Raw genomic sequence first — 18,811 nt, 5'->3', positions numbered from 1 at the left:
AACACTACCACGCACAGACGCTGCCAGACGCCAACCACTACCATGCAGAGGTCGACGACCGAGAACACTGGAGACCCATGGGCCTGTTGGACAGCTTCGAGCGAGGGCTGGAGCGCGCCGTGAACGGCGCGTTCGCGAAGACCTTCCGCTCCGGCGTGCAGCCCGTCGAGATCTCGAGCGCCCTCCGCCGCGAGCTCGACACCAAGGCAGCCGTCGTCTCCCGCGAACGCATCCTCGTGCCGAACGAGTTCACGGTGCGACTCGCGCCGCCGGACTACACGCGCATGAACGACATCGGTCGGCCGCTCGTCGACGAGCTCTCGCAGATGGTGCAGCAGCACGCGGTCGCGCAGAACTACTCCTTCTCCGGACCGGTCACGATCCGCCTGCAGCAGGACGGCACCCTCTCCACCGGGATCCTGCAGATCGACTCGACGACGGTGCAGCGCGACGTCGCCTGGGTCGCGGTGCTCGACATCGGTTCGCAGCGGCACAAGCTGCAGCGTGGTCGCACCGTGATCGGTCGCGGGACGGACGCCGACATCACCGTCGCCGACACCGGCACGAGCCGCAAGCACGTCGAGGTCATCTGGGACGGCAAGCACGCCCAGGCCAACGACCTCGGGTCGACGAACGGCTCGAAACTGAACGGTGAGCGCTTCCAGCAGGCCATCGTGGAGCCGGATTCCACGATCGAGATCGGTCGTACCCGTATGGTGTTCCGGGTGATACCCGAGAACGACGGAGGTACCAGGTGACCACAGGGCTGACCCTGCTCGTCCTGCGCTTCGCGTTCCTCGCGGTGCTCTGGCTGTTCGTGTTCGTGATCGTCTTCGCCCTGCGGAGCGATCTGTTCGGCCAACGCGTGCGCACGATCCCCACCGATCCGAAGGCCGGTGCGTCGGGTCCGACGACCCCCGCGGTGCCGGCAGCAGCGGCCCCGGCCGCCGCGTCGGCCGGTGCCTTCACGGACCTCATCGGTCAAGCGACGGGGGCGCAGCAGTCCGCCACGCCGGCTGCGACCCGCCTCGTGATCACCGAGGGCTCGCGCGAGGGCATGGAGATGCCGCTCGGTGGCGGCCCGATCACGATCGGCCGGTCGAGCGAGTCCAACGTCGTCATCCGCGACGACTACACGTCCACCAACCACGCCCGCCTCGACCTCCGGGCCGACGGCTGGCTCCTCACCGACCTCGAGTCCACGAACGGCACGTTCGTCAACGGTCAGAAGGTGACCGTTCCCGTGATCATCGCGGAGCGGACGCCGATCACGATCGGGACGACGACGTTCGAGCTGCGGCGGTAACCCGGGATGACCGCTCGCACGCTGAGCGCCGCTGTGTCCCACGTCGGACGCATCCGCGCGAACAACCAGGACTCCGGCTACGCCGGACAGCACCTGTTCGCGGTGGCCGACGGCATGGGCGGACACGCGGGCGGTGACGTCGCCTCGGCGATCGCGATCCGCCGCATCCGGGAGGTCGACCGCGAGTTCCCGTCGGCGCACGACGCCGAGTTCGCACTGCAGTCGGCGCTGATCGCGGCGAACCAGCTCATCACCGAGACGGTGTTCGAGCACCAGGAGCTCACCGGCATGGGCACCACGGTGTCCGCGATGATCCGGGTCGGCGAACAGATCGCCATCGCGCACATCGGCGACTCGCGCATCTACCGGCACCGCGACGGCGAGCTCCAGCAGATCACGTCCGACCACACCTTCGTGCAGCGGCTCGTGGACAGCGGCCGGATCACGCCTGAAGAGGCCGCGGTGCACCCGCGACGCTCCGTCCTCATGCGGGTGCTCGGCGACGTCGACGCCGCGCCGGAGGTCGACACCGCCATCATGGACATCCAGCCGGGCGACCGCTGGCTGCTCTGCTCCGACGGACTCTCGTCGTACCTGGCCGAAGAGCGCATCCGGCACGCGCTCGCGTCGAACATGGACGCGAACCAGGTCACGCAGCGCCTCGTGAAGGAGACGCTCGACCACGGCGCTCCCGACAACGTGACGGTCGTCGTGATGGACGTCACCGACACCGAGCCCGATGACGACGACGATGCGGCCACCACGGTCGGCTCCGCGGCGGCACCGCTCACGTTCGAGGCGTCGACCGGCCGCAAGCCGATCCGCCTCCCCACGATCCTGCTCCACCCGCTCAAGGTCACGACCGCCCCCGAGGACTCGCACTTCGAGCCCGAGTCCGACCAGTTCTTCGCCGAGCTCATCGCCGAGGACCGCCGTCGCCGGATCCGCCGTCGTGTCTCGTGGACCATCGCGCTCATCGTGGCCGTCGCTGCACTCGTCGGCGCCGTCTTCCTCGGCTGGCGGATCATCCAGGACCACTACTACGTGGGGACCGACCGCGGCACCGTCGCGATCTACAAGGGCGTGCAGCAGTCGATCGGGCCGATCGCGCTGTCCGACGTCTACGAGGACACCGACATCTCGGTGTCCGGGTTGCCGGAGTACACCCGCGAGAACGTCCGCTCGACGATCAACGCGCAGTCGCTCGACGACGCCCGTGACATCGTCGACCGGCTGCGGAAGGCCGCCGAGACCGGGCAGGACCAGGCGGGCACCGGCGGAGACGGCGGATCGCCGTCCCCGACGCCCTCCTCGTCCCCGACGAAGTCGCCGTCACCGTCACCAGGGGCGAAGCGATGAGCAGCGCCACCGCCCAGTCCTTCACGCAGGCGATCACGATCAAGCTGCGAGAACCCGCCCGCGCCCGCAACCTCGAGCTCGTGCTGCTCGTCATCGCGTGCGGCATCTGCGCCGGCGCGATGGTCCTCGTGCAGCTCGGCACGAAGGGCAAGCTGTTCGACACCTCGGTGCTCTGGGTCGGCGCCGGCATCCTCGGGCTCGCGCTCGTGATGCACGTCGTGCTGCGCATCGTCGCGAAGAACGCCGACCCGTTCATCCTGCCGGTCGCACTCGTGCTGAACGGCATCGGGATCGCCGAGATCTACCGCATCGACGTCCACAACGGCCTGACCGGCTGGGGCGCGATCGGCGTGAAGCAGATCGTCTGGACGATGCTCGCGATGGTCCTGGCGATCATCACGGTCTCCGTCGTCCGGAACCACCGGTTCCTGCAGCGGTACCGCTACATCTTCATGTTCCTGACGATCGCGCTGCTGCTGCTGCCGATGCTGCCGGGCATCGGACTCAACGTGAACGGCGCGCGGGTCTGGATCAAGCTCGGCTCGTTCACCTTCCAGCCGGGCGAGCTCGCCAAGATCACGATGGCGCTGTTCTTCGCCGGCTACCTCGTCACCGCACGGGACTCGCTGTCGATCGTCGGCCGGAAGTTCCTCGGCATGACGTTCCCGCGGGCGCGCGACCTCGGGCCGATCCTCGTGATGTGGGCCGCGGCCATGGGCGTCCTGGTCTTCCAGCGCGACCTCGGCACCGCACTGCTCTACTTCGGCCTGTTCCTCGTGATGATCTACGTCGCGACGGCGCGGCTGAGCTGGGTCCTCATCGGGCTGGTGCTGTTCGTCGGCGGCGCGCTCGTCGCGCAGTCCGTGCTCGTCTACGTGCACGGCCGGTTCGAGCAGTGGCTCGACCCGTTCAACCAGGAGATCTTCACCAGGCAGACCCAGGGCAGCTACCAGCTCGTGCAGGGCCTGTTCGGCTTCGCGAACGGCGGGATCACGGGCACCGGTCTCGGCCAGGGGCGTCCGTACATCACCCCGGTCGCCAACGCGGACTACATCATCGCCTCCCTGGGTGAGGAACTCGGCCTGATCGGCGTCTTCGCGATCCTCGCCCTGTTCATCATCCTGGCGTCCCGAGGCCTCCGCGTCGGGTTCATGGCGCAGGACGACTTCGGCAAGCTGCTCGGAGTGGGCTTCGGCTTCATCATCGCGCTGCAGGTGTTCGTCGTCGTCGGCGGCATCACCCGGGTCATCCCGGTCACCGGCCTCACGACGCCGTTCATGGCGGCCGGTGGTTCGTCCCTCGTCGCCAACTGGATCATCGCCGCGATGCTGCTGCGCCTGACCGATGCAATCCCCGCCGAACAGCGCGTGCAGCAGGGTGCGATCCCGGCTGCTCGTGGTCGCGGGACGACCAGGAAGGAGCGCAGCCGGTGAACCGACAGCTCCGCGGTGTCTCGACCGTCATCGTGCTCATGTTCGTCGCACTCTTCGTGTCGACGACCTCCATCCAGTTCTTCTCGGCCGACTCCCTCCGCGCGGACTCGCGGAACTCCCGGACGATCCTCGCCAGCTACTCCACGAAGCGCGGCGCGATCCTCGTCAACGGCAGTCCCATCGCCGAGTCGACCCCGGTGGACGACCAGTACCAGTACCAGCGGAAGTACACGAACGGCGACCTGTACTCGGCCGTCACCGGGTACTTCACGATCGGCCAGGGCAACTCCGGCATCGAGGGCGCCGAGAACACCGTGCTCTCCGGCAACTCCGACGCCTCGTTCTTCCAGAACCTCAACGCGATCCTGACCGGCCAGGACGTCCAGGGCGACAACGTCAACCTGACGATCGACCCCGACGTCCAGAAGGCCGCGTACGACGCACTGGGCGACAACACCGGCGCCGTCGTCGCGATCCAGCCGAAGACCGGCAAGATCCTCGCGATGGTGTCGAAGCAGAGCTACGACCCGAACACGCTGACGTCGCACGACACGCAGAACGTCATCGACCAGTACAAGGCGCTCGAGTCGAACGCCGCGAAGCCCCTGCAGAACCGGGCCATCGGCGGCGACCTGTACACGCCCGGCTCGGTCTTCAAGCTCGTCGTGGCGTCCGCGGCGCTCGAGGGCGGCAAGTACAACCTCGACTCCGAGTTCCCGAACCCGTCGCGGCTGCAGCTGCCCGGGACGAGCACGTACATCAACAACGCCGAGGGCGGCTCGTGCGGCGGCGGCGACAAGGTCAAGCTGCGCACCGCGATCCAGTACTCGTGCAACATCCCCTTCGCGGAGCTCGGCCAGAAGCTCGGCTACGACGCGATCAAGAGCATGGCCGACAAGTACGGCTTCGGCGACGCGATCGAGGTCCCGATGCGCGCCACCGCCAGCCAGTACCCCGACGTCAGCGACGACACCGCGCAGCTCATGCTGAGCTCGTTCGGCCAGGCCAGCGTCCGCGTGTCCCCGCTGCAGATGGCCATGGTCTCCGCCGGCATCGCGAACGGCGGCAAGGTCATGCAGCCCTCGCTCGTCGACTCGATCACGACGAGCGACCTGAAGACCGTCGAGTCCTTCTCCCCGAAGCAGTACAGCGACCCGCTCTCGGCCTCCGAATCGAGTGACCTCACCGAGGCCATGCAGAGCGTCGTCAGCTCGGGGACCGGCACCAATGCCAAGATCGACGGTGTCGACGTCGCAGGGAAGACGGGCACGGCCGAAGGTGGCACGGGCGATCCCTACACACTCTGGTTCACGGGCTTCGCCCCGGCGAAGGACCCGGAGGTGGCCGTCGCGGTCGTCGTCGGGAACGGCGGCGGACTCGGGCAGTCCGGAGTCGGCAACACGGTCGCGGCCCCGGTCGCGAAGAAAGTCATGGAGGCGGTGCTGAACAAATGAGACCCACCAGCGGACTCACCTTCGGTGGGCGGTACCAACTCTCGTCCCGCGTCGCCATCGGCGGCATGGGAGAGGTGTGGCAGGCCACCGACCTCGTCATCGGCCGGACCGTCGCACTCAAGATCCTCAAGGACGAGTACCTCGGCGACCCGGGCTTCCTCGAGCGCTTCCGCGCCGAGGCCCGTCACGCTGCGCTCGTCAACCACGAGGGCATCGCCAACGTGTTCGACTACGGCGAGGAGGACGGCAGCGCCTACCTCGTGATGGAGCTCGTCCCCGGCGAGGCGCTCTCGACCATGATCGAGCGGGAGCACACGCTGCCGGTCGACAAGGTCCTCGACATCGTCGCGCAGACCGCGAACGCCCTGCAGGCCGCGCACGCCGTCGGGCTCGTGCACCGCGACATCAAGCCGGGCAACCTGCTCATCACGCCGGACGGCCGCGTCAAGATCACCGACTTCGGCATCGCGCGCATCGCCGACCAGGTGCCGCTCACCGCGACCGGACAGGTCATGGGCACCGTCCAGTACCTCTCGCCGGAGCAGGCGAGTGGGCACCCGGCGTCGCCGTCGACCGACATCTACTCGCTCGGCATCGTCGCGTACGAGTGCCTGGCGGGCCGTCGCCCGTTCACGGGCGAGTCGCAGGTCGCGATCGCCATGGCGCACATCAACGAGCAGCCGCCGGCGCTCCCCGGGGACATCCCGGAGCCGGTGTCCGCCCTCGTGATGTCGTGCATCGCCAAGAAGCCGGCCGACCGTCCGGCGACGGCGGCGAACCTGGCCCGTGCGGCGCAGGCGCTCCGCCGTGGGGACGTCGCGGCCGCCACCGTCGCCGTCCCGGCCATCGCCGCCGGCGGCACGGTGGCGTTCAACCCGCCGCAGACGCCGGGGAACGACGCCGCGACGGCGCTCATCGGCACCCAGGCCGGTGCGGTCGCGGGCGGTCCGGGCACCCCGGGCTCGCCGGTCGACGGCGAGGACGAGGAACCGAAGAAGAAGCGCGCCTGGATCTGGTGGGTCGTGGGCATCGTCGCGGTGCTCATCATCGCCGGTGTCGTCGGCGCGTTCGCCCTGAACAGCAACGGTCAGCCGGAGCCGACCAAGTCCGCGACGACGCGCAGCGCGACGCCGAAGCCGTCCAACACCCCGACGCCGTCTCCGACCGAGACGCGCGTGACCGTGAACTCGGCGGACTTCGTCGGGCTGTCGGTCGCCGACGCGCAGGCCAAGCTCGAGGCGCTGAACCTCACCTCCCGCGTCGAGGACGGCGACCCCGCCCCGAAGCCCGAGCAGGCGAACACCGTCCAGTCGATCAGCCCCACCGGCAGCCTGGCGCCCGGCTCGCTCGTCGTGCTGCAGCAGTACACGGCGCAGCCGACGGTCAACCAGCCGAACTCGGCGTCCCCGGGTGCGGTGTCCGCCGACGGCGTGGTGACCTTCAGCTGGGCGGCGGCGACGTGCCCGACCGGGTACACCGTGTCGTCGTACGCGTACACGATCACCGGCGGCAAGGACGCCTCGAGCCAGACCTCGGGCACCCTCGACGCCGACCACCGATCGGTCACCGTGCAGATCGACAAGATCGACACCTCGGCCTCGCTGAGCTACACCGTGACGTGCGGCAACCTCGCGGCGTCGGCTGCGTCCGAGGCCGCGTCGAGTGACGCCTGGCAGGCCACGGACGAGCCGACGACCGACCCGACCGACGGCAACAACCCGAGCGCTGGCCCGCAGGACGGCAACTGACCGACCCCCGGACGGGGGCTCGCGACACCGTTGCGTAACGGTTCGGTCGAGCCCCCCGTCACCAGCCTCTCACCAGCGAAGCCTGCCGTACACTTGCCCGGACGGACATTCGGAGGAGTACGTGCCAGAAGGTGTGACCGCGGGGATCACCCTCCTCGCCAACCGCTACGAGATCGGTGACGTCATCGGTCGGGGCGGCATGGCCACTGTGCATCTGGGCAACGACACCCGGCTCGGACGCAAGGTGGCAGTGAAGCTGCTGAAGCCCAGCCTCGCCAACGACCCGGCGTTCCGCACGCGCTTCCGCCAGGAAGCCCAGGCGGCCGCCCGCATGGCCCACCCCACCATCGTCCGCGTCTACGACGCCGGCGAAGAGACCGTCACCGAGACCTCCGGTGCCGAGGTGCAGGTGCCCTTCATCGTCATGGAGTACGTCGAGGGCCGTCCGCTCTCCGACATCATCGGCGAGGGCCCGGTCGCCCCGGACGAAGCCGTGCGCATCACCGAGGGCATCCTCACCGCGCTCGAGTACTCCCACCGTGCCGGCGTCGTGCACCGCGACATCAAGCCCGCGAACGTCATGGTGACGCACTCCGGCCAGGTGAAGGTCATGGACTTCGGCATCGCCCGCGCCATCACCGACACCTCCGCGACGGTCGCCCAGACGACCTCGATCCTCGGTACCGCGTCGTACTTCTCCCCGGAACAGGCCCGCGGCGAGACCGTCGACGCCCGTACCGACGTCTACTCCACCGGTGTCGTGTTCTTCGAGCTGCTCACCGGCCGCCCGCCGTTCCTCGGCGACACCCCCGTCGCCGTCGCGTACCAGCACGTCAGCGAACAGCCCGTCGCGCCGTCGTCCCTCACGCCCGAGGTCTCGCCGGCGCTCGACGCGGTCACGCTGCACGCCCTGGTGAAGGACCGCACGCGCCGCTACCAGAACGCGGCGGAGTTCCGGACGGAACTGCAGCAGGCCGCGGCGGGCAAGGTCCCCGCGTCGACCCGCAAGCTGCAGCAGCAGGCCGCCCACGACGCCTCGACCGTGCTGTTCGGGGTGAACCCCCGGACGACCTCGAACCCCGCGGTGGCCTTCCGCGAGCTCGACGACGACACCGCCGAGCACCGCCCGCAGCGCACCCAGAACCGGCCGCCCGTCGCCTGGATCTGGGTCGGCATCATCCTGACCGCGGCGGTCATCGTGGCGGTCGTGTTCTTCGTCGCGAACCTCGGTCCGGGCAAGCCTCCCGTCACGTCCTCGGTCAGCGTGCCGAACGTCGTCGGTGCGACCTACGACTCCGCGGCCTCCGCGCTCGGCAAGAAGGACCTCGTCCCCGTCAAGGTCGAGGAGAACTCCGACGACGTCGACCGGGGATCGGTCATCCGCACCGAGCCCGGCTCCGGCACGAACGTCGCGCGCAAGCAGAACGTCCGCGTGATCGTCTCGCTCGGCCCCGAACAGGTCGCCGTCCCGGACCTCGCGGGGCAGGCGCAGGACGCAGCGCAGAAGACCCTCGAGCAGGCGGGCTTCGCCGTCGGTGCGATCAACTCCGACTACTCGCCCGACGTGCCCGAGGGGACGGTCATGAGCACCGATCCGGCCGCCTCGTCGCAGCACACCAAGGGCACGGTGGTGAACCTGACGGTGTCGAACGGCAAGGTCGAGTTGCCGAACGTCACCCAGCAGCCGTTCTCCACGGCGAACGCGACCCTCGCCCAGCTGGGGCTGAAGGTCACGCCGGCGCCGTCCTACTCGTGCATCGGCGGTACCGTGACGCAGCAGAGCGCCCCCGCCGGCGACATCGCGCAGGGCAGCACCGTGACGCTCACGTACTGCGCCGGCTCGGCGCAGCCCTCGCAGCCGCCAGCGACGGATGCACCCGCCGACGGTGGTAAAGACGGCGGCGACGACGGTCAGTGACTTGTCCGCGTCCTGACGGATGCTCCGCGGCGGGGGTGCGCCGCGCCTCCCGTCCGGCGTCGTGCCGGCCTGCCTTCCCGGAGGCGCGGCTCGACCCCGCCACGTCCCGACCGTCCCGCAGGGCGGTCGCGTCAGTGGCCCGCCGCTGTCAGGCCCGGTGAGCCGCGATGAGCGGGTTCAGGCCCGCAGCGCGTTCCGCTGCACCGGCGAGGCCGGTCGTCTCGAGCCAGTTGCCGACCATCCGGTAGCCGCCCTCGGTGAGGACCGACTCCGGGTGGAACTGCACGCCGTACACGGGGTGCTCGCGGTGCTGCACGCCCATGATGACGCCGCCACCGGTCCGGGCCGTCACGGTGAGCTCGTCGGGGACCGTGCCGTCGACGATCGCGAGCGAGTGGTACCGCGTCGCCGTGAAGGGATGCGGGACGCCCGCGAAGAGGGGGCTGTCGTCGTGGTCGACCTGCGAGGTCTTGCCGTGCATGAGTTCCTCGGCGTGGGTGACCGTCGCACCGAGCGCCTCGGCGATGGCCTGGTGGCCGAGGCACACACCGAGCAGGGGCTTGTCCGCGGCGATGGCGGCGTGCACGGTCTCGACGGAGACGCCGGCGTCCGCGGGCGTCCCGGGGCCGGGAGACAGGAGCACACCGTCGTACTCGGCGATGCGGTCGGCGATCTCGGACGCGGGGAAGGCGTCGTTCCGGACCACGTCGGTCTCCGCCCCGAGCTGCTGCACGTAGCCGTTCAGCGTGTAGACGAAGCTGTCGTAGTTGTCGACGACGAGGATCTTGGTCATGGTCGGTTCACCGTACTCGTGGGGGATGTGTGAGGCGGGCTGAGAGGCTTCCCACACCCGCGGTCACGGTAGGATACCGGCCATGGCCAAGGACAAGGACCGCACCAAGCCCGCCCGGACGACCCGAGCCGACTCGGTCGACACCGCGGGGGACCAGCCGAACCCCGTGTGGTTCAAGCCGGTCATGTTCGGTTTCATGCTCATCGGCCTCGCCTGGGTGATCGTCTTCTACATCTCGAACACGACCCTGCCGGTGCCGTCCCTCGGTTCGTGGAACATCCTCATCGGCTTCGGCATCATGTTCGTCGGCTTCCTGATGACCACGCGCTGGCGGTAGCACCCCGGCCACACACCTCTCGACGCCCGTCGCACCTGCTGGTGCGGCGGGCGTCGTCGTTCGTGCCGTTGTCCACAGTGAACTCGCCCCGCCGTGGCCCTTGTCCCCACCTCCGCGCGCGTTCTCCACAGTTCTCCACACTCTCCACACACCCATCCACACCCCCGTCCCGGAGTTATCCACAGCGGACTCCACAGTGGGGATAATCACATGCGTGTAACTCACCGCGTTCTCCACAGCTGTGGACAACTCAGTCGTGCACGTGTGGAAAAGCCCCCGGGGACGCACGAACGCCCCGCCGCTGAGCGACGGGGCGTCCGGTGGTGCTGCTGTGCGGCTGTGCGGCTGTCAGCCGATCGTCACCGCGTACCCGACGGCGGTCAAGGCGATGCCCACGACCGCGGCGGCCACGAGCAGTGCGATCTGCAGCGGACGCTGGCGGATGTTGCGGGTCCGTGCGAACACGAAACCGACCACGAAGCCGCCGATGATCCCGCCGACGTGCGCCTGCCACGAGATGTTCGTGCCCGGCAGGAACCCCACGACGAGGTTGAGTCCCATGATGACCAGCAGCTGCACGGCGTTGTTGCCGAGACTGCGCTGCAGGACGAAGAACGCCGCGAACAGCCCGAAGATCGCGCCGGACGCTCCGACCACCCACGTGCCGGGGGCCAGGAACGTCACGAGCATCGACCCGAAGATCCCGGTGATGAAGTAGAGCGCCAGGAACCGCCACGCCCCGAGCATGTTCTCGAGCATCCGGCCGAAGATCCACAGCGCCCACATGTTGAACAGGATGTGGAAGAGGCCCGAGTGCACGAAGAGCACCGTCACCGCTCGCCACGGCTGCGAGGGCAGGAGCAGCGAGTTGTAGGCGAACAGGTTCGTGAAGAACCCGCCCGAGACCTGGTCGAGCAACCAGATCGCGACCGAGACGGCGACGATCACGACCGTCGCCTTCTGGTCAAGCATGGCGAAGCGCCTCCGGGCGACCGTCAGCCCGCTGGGGCCTCCGGACGCCCGACGGTTCGCCTGGAACTGCGCACGCTGCTCGCGCACGCACTCAGGGCAGTGCACCCCGACCGCCGCCGGCGTCTGGCACTCCGGGCAGATCGTCCGCCCGCAGCGCTGGCAGAGCACGAAGCTCTGCCGGTCCGGATGCCGGTAGCAGGTGTTGTTCGGGTTGTACGCCTGATCGGTCACGTGGTGGCTCAGACGTCCTCGACGTCGATGCTCTGGATGACGACGTCCTCGAGCGGCTTGTCACGGCCGTCGGTCGCCACACCCTCGATCGCGTCGACGACCGCGCGGGACTCGTCGTCCGCGACCTCGCCGAAGATGGTGTGCTTGCCCTGCAGCCACGGCGTCGCCACCGTGGTGATGAAGAACTGCGAGCCGTTGGTGCCGCGGCCGCCCTGGATGCCGGCGTTCGCCATGGCGAAGATGTACGGGTTCTGGAAGGTGAGCTCCGGGTGGATCTCGTCGTCGAAGCGGTAGCCCGGTCCGCCGATGCCCTGACCGAGCGGGTCGCCGCCCTGGATCATGAAGTCCTTGATGATGCGGTGGAAGACGACACCGTCGTACAGCTTGTCGGTCGAGACCTTGCCGGTGCCGGGGTGGGTCCACTCCTGCTTGCCCGTCGCGAGGTCGACGAAGTTCTTGACGGTCTTCGGAGCGTGGTTGCCGAACAGGTTGACGCGGATGTCGCCCTTGTTCGTGTGGATCGTTGCGACAGCGGTGTGCAGAGACATGTTCCGATTCTCGCATGTACTGCTGACGGTCAGACGGATCACACAGGTGAGGCTCCGTGACCTGTCAGGCACTGCGGTGGCAGGATGGGGTCACGCCGTTCCGATGGAGGTACCAGATGACGACGATCGAGATCCCGCGCAAGCGCCGGAAGCAGATCAAGAAGCTCAAGGGCCAGACCGCCTCGCTCCTCGGCGAGCAGCGCAAGGTCCTCGAGCACGCGAACGCGATCCTTGCGGAGGCGCGGTCCCACGCCGTGGACACCGCTCGCAAGGACATCGCTCCGCGAGTGCAGAACGCGATCGACAACGGCATCCGTCCGGCTGTCGCCACGGGGGTGCACGCTGCCACGAGTGCAGCGCAGAATGCTTCGCACCGCTTCCAGTCCGAGGTCGTCCCCGGACTCGTCGCGACGGCGGGCTCGGTCCTCAGCGTGGGTGACCTCGCGAAGGACCCCCGCGTCAAGAAGATCGTGAAGAACGCCCAGAAGAAGGGCAAGAAGGCCAAGAAGGCTGCGGAGAAGTACGTGCCGCACCAGAAGAAGGGCATCGGCTTCGGCGGTGTCGCGCTGATCGTGGTCGGTGTCGTGGCCGTGGCGGGCGCCGCCTACGCCGCGTACCAGACGCTCCGCGCGGACGACGACCTGTGGGTCGCCGACGACGCTGACACGGCGGAGAAGCCTGCCGTCTGACCTCCCGGTTCGCACGAAGGGCCCCGGCACGCGCCGGGGCCCTTCGTCGTCCGTGGGCCAGCGGCTCGAGGGCTTGGCCGGAGCGGCGAGCGGGCAGAATACGTCCCGTTCACCGCGCCGAAGCGGCCGTTCGTGCCCGCTCGACGCCCGACGCACGGCATGTCGTGCCCACTCGCCGGCCCGGCGTCGGCCCGGCGATGGACGGGAGGCGCGGGTCGGCCCCGCCCCGCGCCTCCCGTCCGCCGTCGCGTTCGGCCCACCCCGCCACGCGGCGAGGTCGCACGACCCGCCACGCACGTCCACCGGGGTCCACCCGGAGCCGTGTCGCGGTCGCACGACGCGCCGCTCACGTCCACCGAGGTCCCGCAAACGGCCGCCAAGCCGGCGCGAGATGCCACAATCGGCACACCTCGAGCCCGAAACCGACCGGTCCCACGACGCGAGAACGTCGCGCAACGGAACCGATCGCGGAGCGGCGCGCCGAAGGCGCAGACGAACACGACGACCGAACGAGGCGAAGCGAGGAACGAGCGGAGCATCGCTCACGCCGAGGGAGTGGAGCCTGGGAGAATCGAACTCCCGACATCCTGCTTGCAAAGCAGGCGCTCTACCAACTGAGCTAAGGCCCCGTGACACCCATCGTACGGAGTGTCGGAGGAAGTGGTGGGGCTACAAGGACTTGAACCTTGGACCTCTTCGTTATCAGCGAAGCGCTCTAACCGCCTGAGCTATAGCCCCTCAGACCGGATGAAAGCCTACCGTACGGATCTCGCAGAACGAAATCGAGACGGTCGGCCCATCCGGCCCGGGTGTGTCAGTTGTTCGTGAAGCCGACGAGCAAGCCGCCGGTGATCCGCACACTGAGGTTGTAGAGGACACTCACGATGGCGCCGAGCACGGTGCCGACGACCACGTTGAGGATGCCCACGACGATGGAGAACCCGAGCACCTGGCCCAGCGAGAACTGGTCCATGATCGAGTAGTTGTTCTGCCCGGTGACGTCCTTCAGCAGGGCGTCGATCTGGGTGAAGACACCGGTCTGGTTCAGGATGACCCACACCAGCGCGGTGGCGACGACGATCACGATCGAGCCGGCCAGGGCGATGAGGAAGCTGAGCTTCACCATCGACCAGAAGTCGACGTACACGAGCCGCAGTCGCACCTGACGGGTGCCGACGGGCCGCTTCGCCTTCTTCTGGAGCTTCTCGGCGACACTACTCATTGCTTGACTGGTCCTCTCCGGCCACGGTGTCCGTGGGCACTGTGTCGGCGGGGTCGGCGGCCGCTTCGTCCGGGCTGACCGTCTCCACCGGGCCCGCAGGCTCGATCTCGGCGTCGTCCTGGTCGTCCAGGTTCCGCTCTGTGTTCCGGGCCACCGCGATGATCCGGTCGTTCTCCGCGAACCTCGCGAAGACCACACCCATCGTGTCGCGACCCTTGGCGGGCACCTCGGCCACGGCAGACCTTACCACCTTGCCCGATTGCAGCACGACGAGCACCTCGTCGTCCTCGCCCACGATGAGAGCACCCACAAGGTCGCCCCGGTCAGCGGCCAGCTTGGCCACCTTGATGCCGAGACCACCACGGCCCTGCACGCGGTACTGGTCGACCGACGTGCGCTTGGCGTAGCCACCCTCGGTCATGACCCACACGTAGCCGTCGTCCGAGACGACCCGGGCTGCGAGCAGCGAGTCGTCGTCGCGGAAGGACATGCCCTTCACGCCGGAGGTCGATCGACCCATCGGGCGCAGGGTGTCGTTCGTCGCGGTGAAGCGCAGCGACATGCCGTGCTTCGACACGAGCAGGAGGTCGTCGTGCTCGTCGACGAGGAGTGCCTGCACCAGGGTGTCGCCGTCGCGCAGGTTGATCGCGATGATGCCACCGGTGCGGTTCGTGTCGTACTCGGTGAGCGGGGTCTTCTTCACGAGACCGTGCGCCGTGGCGAGCACGAGGTACTGCGCCGCCTCGTAGTCGCGGATGTCGAGCACCTGCTGGATCTGCTCGTCCGGCTGCATGGCGAGCAGGTTCGCGACGTGCTGACCCTTGGCGTCGCGGCTGGCCTCCTGCAGCTCGTAGGCCTTGGCGCGGTAGACCCGCCCCTTGTCCGTGAGGAAGAGGAGCCAGTGGTGCGTCGTCGTCACGAAGAAGTGCTCGACGATGTCGTCGGCGCGCAGCTGCGCACCCTTGACCCCGCGGCCGCCGCGGTGCTGCGAGCGGTAGTTGTCGCTGCGCGTCCGCTTGACGTACCCGCCGCGGGTGATGGTGACGACCATCTCCTCTTCGGGGATGAGGTCCTCGATGGACATGTCGCCGTCGAAGCCGAGCAGGATCTCGCTGCGGCGGTCGTCGCCGAACCGCTCGACGATCTCCTCGAGCTCGTCGCCGATGATCGTGCGCTGACGCGTCTCCGACGCGAGGATGTCCTGGAAGTCGGCGATCTTGCGCTCGAGCTCCTCGGCCTCGTCGTGGATCTTCTGGCGCTCGAGGGCGGCGAGACGACGGAGCTGGAGCTCGAGGATCGCGCGCGCCTGGATCTCGTCGACGGACAGCAGGTCCATCAGGCCGGTGCGGGCCTCTTCGACGTCGGGCGACCGGCGGATGAGCGCGATGACCTCGTCGAGGGCGTCGAGCGCGGCCAGGTAGCCACGGAGGATGTGGGCGCGCTTCTCGGCCTCGCGCAGCCGGAACTGGGTGCGGCGGACGATGACGTCGATCTGGTGGTCGACCCACGCCGAGATGAACCCGTCGAGCGCGAGGGTGCGGGGCACGCCGTCGACGATCGCGAGCATGTTCGCGCCGAAGTTCTCCTGCAGCTGCGTGTGCTTGTACAGGTTGTTGAGGACGACCTTGGCGACGGCGTCGCGCTTGAGCACGATGACGAGGCGCTGACCGGTACGACCCGAGGTCTCGTCGCGGATGTCCGCGATGCCGGCGAGCTTGCCGTCCTTCACGCCCTCGGCGATACGGATCGCGAGGTTGTCGGGGTTCACCTGGTACGGGAGCTCGGTGACGACGAGGCAGGTGCGACCCTGGATCTCCTCGACGTTGACGACCGCACGCATCGTGATCGAGCCACGACCGGTGCGGTAGGCGTCCTGGATGCCCTTCGTGCCGAGGATCTGCGCCCCGGTCGGGAAGTCCGGGCCCTTGATCCGCTGCATGAGCGCGCCGAGGAGCTCTTCACGCGTGGCGTCGGGGTGCTCGAGCGCCCACTTGGCGCCCGCGGCGACCTCGCGCAGGTTGTGCGGCGGGATGTTCGTCGCCATGCCGACCGCGATGCCGACGGACCCGTTGACCAGCAGGTTCGGGAAGCGTGCCGGCAGGATCGCGGGCTCCTGCGTGCGACCGTCGTAGTTGTCCTGGAAGTCGACGGTGTCCTCGTCGATGTCCCGGACCATCTCCATGGCGAGCGGCGCCATCTTGGTCTCGGTGTACCGCGGGGCAGCGGCGCCGTCGTTGCCCGGGGAACCGAAGTTGCCCTGGCCGAGCGCGAGCGGGTACCGGAGCGACCACGGCTGCACCAGGCGGACGAGGGCGTCGTAGATCGCGCTGTCACCGTGCGGGTGGAACTGCCCCATGACGTCGCCGACGACGCGCGAGCACTTCGAGAAGGCCCGGTCGGGACGGTAGCCGCCGTCGAACATCGCGTAGATCACGCGGCGGTGCACCGGCTTCAGTCCGTCACGGACCTCGGGCAGGGCACGACCGACGATGACGCTCATCGCGTAGTCGAGGTACGAGCGCTGCATCTCGAGCTGCAGGTCGACCTGCGAGATGCGGTCACCGGAGACGACGATGTCCCCGCTGTCGCCGTGGACGATCTCGGGCTGCTCGTCGGCGCCGTTCTCGTTGTCGTCAGCCATGTGGCTTCGTTCCCTTTCTGGACAGCCTGGAGGCTGTGGTTCCGTCAGTCGCGCCGGGCGCGACCACAGGTGGTCAGGACTGGTCCGCGCGACTCACGCCGCGCCTCCAGGCCAGGATCAGATGTCCAAGAACCGGACGTCCTTCGCGTTCTGCTGGATGAACTGGCGACGGGACTCGACGTCCTCACCCATCAGCGTCGCGAAGACGCTGTCCACCGCGGCGGCGTCCTCGAGCGTGACCTGCAGGAGCGTCCGGGTGTCCGGGTTCATCGTGGTGTCCCACAGCTCCTTGTAGTCCATCTCGCCGAGACCCTTGTAGCGCTGGATCCCGTTGTCCTTCGGGATGCGCTTGCCGGCGGCGAGGCCGGCCTGCATCAGGGCGTCGCGCTCCCGGTCGCTGAACACGTACTCGTGCGCCGAGTTCGACCACTTCAGGCGGTAGAGCGGCGGCTGCGCGAGGTACACGTAGCCGCGCTCGATGAGCGGCCGCATGTAGCGGAACAGCAGGGTGAGGAGCAGGGTCGTGATGTGCTGGCCGTCGACGTCGGCATCGGCCATCAGCACGATCTTGTGGTACCGGGCCTTGTCCGGGTCGAAGTCCTCGCCGATGCCGGCGCCGAACGCCGTGATCATCGACTGGATCTCCTGGTTGGCCAGGGCACGGTCGAGGCGGGCCTTCTCGACGTTGAGGATCTTGCCGCGCAACGGCAGGATCGCCTGCGTCATCGGGTTGCGACCCTGCACGGCGGAACCACCGGCGGAGTCACCCTCGACCATGAAGATCTCGGAGACCGTCGGGTCCTTCGACTGGCAGTCCTTGAGCTTGCCGGGCATGCCGCCCGACTCGAGGAGGCCCTTGCGACGGGTGGTCTCGCGCGCCTTGCGTGCGGCGAGACGGGCCTGCGAGGCCTGGATCGCCTTGCGCACGACGTCGCGGGCCTGCGTCGGGTTGCTCTCGAACCAGTGGGTGAGCTCGGTGCCGACGACGCGCTGGACGAAGCCCTTCGCCTCGGTGTTGCCGAGCTTGGTCTTCGTCTGCCCCTCGAACTGCGGTTCGCCGAGCTTCACGGAGATGACGGCCGTCAGCCCTTCACGGATGTCGTCACCCGTGAGGTTGTCGTCCTTCTCCTTGATGATCTTCGCCTCGCGCGCGTACTTGTTGACCAGGTACGTCAGCGCCGCGCGGAAGCCCTCTTCGTGGGTGCCGCCCTCGTGCGTGTTGATCGTGTTCGCGAAGGTGTGGACGCTCTCCTGGTAGGAGGTGTTCCACTGCATCGCGACCTCGAGCGCGATCTTGCGCTCCGGGTCCTCGGCCTCGAAGCCGATGACGTCCGGGTGCACCAGGTCGGCCTTCTTCTGGGCGTTGAGGTACTCGACGTAGTCGGCGAGGCCACGCTCGTAGAGGAAGGAGTCGTGCCGTGCCTCTTCACCCTCGGCCGGGGTGCGCTCGTCGGTCAGGGTGATCCGCAGGCCCTTGTTGAGGAAGGCCATCTGCTGGAAGCGCGTGCGCAGGGTCTCGTAGTCGAAGACGACGGTCTCGAAGATGTCGGCGTTCGGCCAGAAGGTGATCGTGGTGCCGTGGCCGTCGTCTTCCTCGTCCTTCGACAGGGGCGCGACCGGGACGCCGTCGGTGTAGCTCTGGCGCCAGACGTGGCCCTGCTGGCGGACCTCGACGTCGAGCTCGGAGCTCAGCGCGTTGACGACCGACGAACCGACGCCGTGCAGGCCGCCGGACACCGCGTACGCGCCGCCGCCGAACTTGCCGCCGGCGTGCAGGACGGTGAGCACGACCTGGACGGTCGAGACGCCCTCGGCAGCGTGGATCCCGACGGGGATGCCACGGCCGTTGTCGACCACGCGGACGCCGCCGTCTTCGCGGATGGTGACGTTGATCGTGTCGCAGTAGCCCGCGAGCGCTTCGTCGACGGAGTTGTCGACGATCTCCTGCACGAGGTGGTGCAGACCGCGGGGACCGGTCGACCCGATGTACATGCCCGGACGCTTCCGGACGGCTTCGAGTCCCTCGAGCACCTGGATCTGGTCTGCGCCGTACGCTGGATCGCTCTGCGGGGTCGCCTCGCCGGACGAGTTCTGTCGGTCGTCGTCAGATCCGGATGTCATTCGAAGGTGCTCCTGCCTGCGCGCGGAACACCCGCGCAC

At 68.5% G+C, this 18,811-nt stretch carries 15 protein-coding genes and 2 tRNA genes; 9 read left to right on the top strand and 8 right to left on the bottom strand.

Annotation, left to right across the window (positions count from 1 at the left end):
• Nucleotides 1-77: 77 nt before the first annotated feature.
• The 7 genes from BIV03_RS00645 to pknB all read left to right on the top strand — a co-directional run bounded on the left by BIV03_RS00645 (nucleotide 78) and on the right by pknB (nucleotide 9,218).
• Nucleotides 78-758 carry a DUF3662 and FHA domain-containing protein gene (locus tag BIV03_RS00645; protein ID WP_070417451.1) on the top strand — a complete coding sequence of 227 codons (681 nt, stop codon included), beginning with the start codon at nucleotides 78-80 and terminating at the stop codon, nucleotides 756-758.
• Nucleotides 755-1,306 carry an FHA domain-containing protein gene (locus tag BIV03_RS00640; protein ID WP_070417452.1) on the top strand — a complete coding sequence of 184 codons (552 nt, stop codon included), beginning with the start codon at nucleotides 755-757 and terminating at the stop codon, nucleotides 1,304-1,306. The genes BIV03_RS00645 and BIV03_RS00640 overlap by 4 nt, the downstream gene beginning before the upstream one ends.
• A 6-nt stretch (nucleotides 1,307-1,312) precedes the next feature.
• Nucleotides 1,313-2,665, top strand: coding sequence for a Stp1/IreP family PP2C-type Ser/Thr phosphatase (locus tag BIV03_RS00635; protein ID WP_071294236.1), 1,353 nt, complete (start codon nucleotides 1,313-1,315; stop codon nucleotides 2,663-2,665).
• Nucleotides 2,662-4,098 carry an FtsW/RodA/SpoVE family cell cycle protein gene (locus BIV03_RS00630; RefSeq protein WP_070417454.1) on the top strand — a complete coding sequence of 479 codons (1,437 nt, stop codon included), beginning with the start codon at nucleotides 2,662-2,664 and terminating at the stop codon, nucleotides 4,096-4,098. Before BIV03_RS00635 ends, BIV03_RS00630 begins: the two co-directional genes overlap by 4 nt.
• On the top strand, nucleotides 4,095-5,552 hold the full coding sequence (locus BIV03_RS00625; protein ID WP_071294235.1) for a penicillin-binding protein 2: 1,458 nt from the start codon (nucleotides 4,095-4,097) through the stop codon (nucleotides 5,550-5,552). The genes BIV03_RS00630 and BIV03_RS00625 overlap by 4 nt, the downstream gene beginning before the upstream one ends.
• Nucleotides 5,549-7,300, top strand: coding sequence for a protein kinase (locus BIV03_RS00620; protein ID WP_071294234.1), 1,752 nt, complete (start codon nucleotides 5,549-5,551; stop codon nucleotides 7,298-7,300). The genes BIV03_RS00625 and BIV03_RS00620 overlap by 4 nt, the downstream gene beginning before the upstream one ends.
• 121 nt (nucleotides 7,301-7,421) lie before the next feature.
• Nucleotides 7,422-9,218 (top strand): Stk1 family PASTA domain-containing Ser/Thr kinase, encoded by a 1,797-nt coding sequence (gene pknB / locus BIV03_RS00615; protein ID WP_302847769.1) that lies wholly within the window; start codon nucleotides 7,422-7,424, stop codon nucleotides 9,216-9,218.
• Nucleotides 9,219-9,366: 148 nt separating this feature from the next.
• Here the strand turns inward: pknB and BIV03_RS00610 are convergent, their stop codons facing one another.
• Nucleotides 9,367-10,011: an aminodeoxychorismate/anthranilate synthase component II gene (locus BIV03_RS00610; protein WP_070417458.1), complete on the bottom strand. Its 645-nt coding sequence runs from the start codon at nucleotides 10,009-10,011 to the stop codon at nucleotides 9,367-9,369.
• 82 nt (nucleotides 10,012-10,093) lie between these two features.
• Between BIV03_RS00610 and BIV03_RS00605 the strand changes: the two genes are divergently transcribed.
• The gene (locus tag BIV03_RS00605; protein ID WP_070417459.1) at nucleotides 10,094-10,348 is read left to right on the top strand and encodes a cell division protein CrgA; all 255 of its coding nucleotides are present in this window, start codon (nucleotides 10,094-10,096) and stop codon (nucleotides 10,346-10,348) included.
• A gap of 348 nt (nucleotides 10,349-10,696) precedes the next feature.
• On the opposite strand, the gene BIV03_RS00600 is transcribed toward BIV03_RS00605, so the two are convergent.
• Both BIV03_RS00600 and BIV03_RS00595 read right to left on the bottom strand, forming a co-directional pair.
• Nucleotides 10,697-11,551, bottom strand: coding sequence for a rhomboid family intramembrane serine protease (locus BIV03_RS00600; RefSeq protein ID WP_071294232.1), 855 nt, complete (start codon nucleotides 11,549-11,551; stop codon nucleotides 10,697-10,699).
• Nucleotides 11,552-11,559: 8 nt separating this feature from the next.
• Complete coding sequence (locus tag BIV03_RS00595; RefSeq protein WP_070417461.1) at nucleotides 11,560-12,099, bottom strand: peptidylprolyl isomerase; 540 nt, start codon at nucleotides 12,097-12,099, stop codon at nucleotides 11,560-11,562.
• A gap of 116 nt (nucleotides 12,100-12,215) precedes the next feature.
• On the opposite strand from BIV03_RS00595, the gene BIV03_RS00590 reads away from it, so the two are divergent.
• Nucleotides 12,216-12,788: a hypothetical protein gene (locus tag BIV03_RS00590; RefSeq protein WP_083403102.1), complete on the top strand. Its 573-nt coding sequence runs from the start codon at nucleotides 12,216-12,218 to the stop codon at nucleotides 12,786-12,788.
• Between the two features lie 556 nt (nucleotides 12,789-13,344).
• Here the strand turns inward: BIV03_RS00590 and BIV03_RS00585 are convergent.
• The 5 genes from BIV03_RS00585 to gyrB all read right to left on the bottom strand — a co-directional run bounded on the left by BIV03_RS00585 (nucleotide 13,345) and on the right by gyrB (nucleotide 18,772).
• A tRNA-Ala gene (locus tag BIV03_RS00585) sits at nucleotides 13,345-13,417 on the bottom strand.
• 32 nt (nucleotides 13,418-13,449) lie between these two features.
• A tRNA-Ile gene (locus BIV03_RS00580) sits at nucleotides 13,450-13,526 on the bottom strand.
• A 76-nt stretch (nucleotides 13,527-13,602) separates the two neighbouring features.
• A complete protein-coding gene (locus BIV03_RS00575) occupies nucleotides 13,603-14,010 on the bottom strand; it encodes a DUF3566 domain-containing protein (protein WP_070417462.1) in 408 nt (135 codons plus the stop codon).
• Nucleotides 14,003-16,651, bottom strand: a complete 2,649-nt coding sequence (gene gyrA / locus BIV03_RS00570) for a DNA gyrase subunit A (RefSeq protein WP_070417463.1) — start codon at nucleotides 16,649-16,651, stop codon at nucleotides 14,003-14,005. The genes BIV03_RS00575 and gyrA overlap by 8 nt, the downstream gene beginning before the upstream one ends.
• A gap of 117 nt (nucleotides 16,652-16,768) precedes the next feature.
• On the bottom strand, nucleotides 16,769-18,772 hold the full coding sequence (gene gyrB / locus BIV03_RS00565; protein WP_070417464.1) for a DNA topoisomerase (ATP-hydrolyzing) subunit B: 2,004 nt from the start codon (nucleotides 18,770-18,772) through the stop codon (nucleotides 16,769-16,771).
• Nucleotides 18,773-18,811 lie beyond the last annotated feature (39 nt).

The organism is Curtobacterium sp. MCBA15_016, assembly GCF_001865105.1.
Lineage (GTDB): Bacteria > Actinomycetota > Actinomycetes > Actinomycetales > Microbacteriaceae > Curtobacterium.
Note: the sequence above shows the minus strand (reverse complement) of the source record. Positions and strands in the feature narration are given on the sequence as shown.

Coding starts and splice junctions, on each gene's coding strand:
- BIV03_RS00590 (WP_083403102.1), top strand. CDS start 12,216: ATGACGACGATCGAGATCCCGCGCAAGCGCCGGAAGCAGATCAAGAAG.
- BIV03_RS00645 (WP_070417451.1), top strand. CDS start 78: ATGGGCCTGTTGGACAGCTTCGAGCGAGGGCTGGAGCGCGCCGTGAAC.
- BIV03_RS00635 (WP_071294236.1), top strand. CDS start 1,313: ATGACCGCTCGCACGCTGAGCGCCGCTGTGTCCCACGTCGGACGCATC.
- BIV03_RS00610 (WP_070417458.1), bottom strand. CDS start 10,011: ATGACCAAGATCCTCGTCGTCGACAACTACGACAGCTTCGTCTACACG.
- BIV03_RS00605 (WP_070417459.1), top strand. CDS start 10,094: ATGGCCAAGGACAAGGACCGCACCAAGCCCGCCCGGACGACCCGAGCC.
- BIV03_RS00620 (WP_071294234.1), top strand. CDS start 5,549: ATGAGACCCACCAGCGGACTCACCTTCGGTGGGCGGTACCAACTCTCG.
- gyrA (WP_070417463.1), bottom strand. CDS start 16,651: ATGGCTGACGACAACGAGAACGGCGCCGACGAGCAGCCCGAGATCGTC.
- BIV03_RS00630 (WP_070417454.1), top strand. CDS start 2,662: ATGAGCAGCGCCACCGCCCAGTCCTTCACGCAGGCGATCACGATCAAG.
- gyrB (WP_070417464.1), bottom strand. CDS start 18,772: ATGACATCCGGATCTGACGACGACCGACAGAACTCGTCCGGCGAGGCG.
- BIV03_RS00575 (WP_070417462.1), bottom strand. CDS start 14,010: ATGAGTAGTGTCGCCGAGAAGCTCCAGAAGAAGGCGAAGCGGCCCGTC.
- BIV03_RS00595 (WP_070417461.1), bottom strand. CDS start 12,099: ATGTCTCTGCACACCGCTGTCGCAACGATCCACACGAACAAGGGCGAC.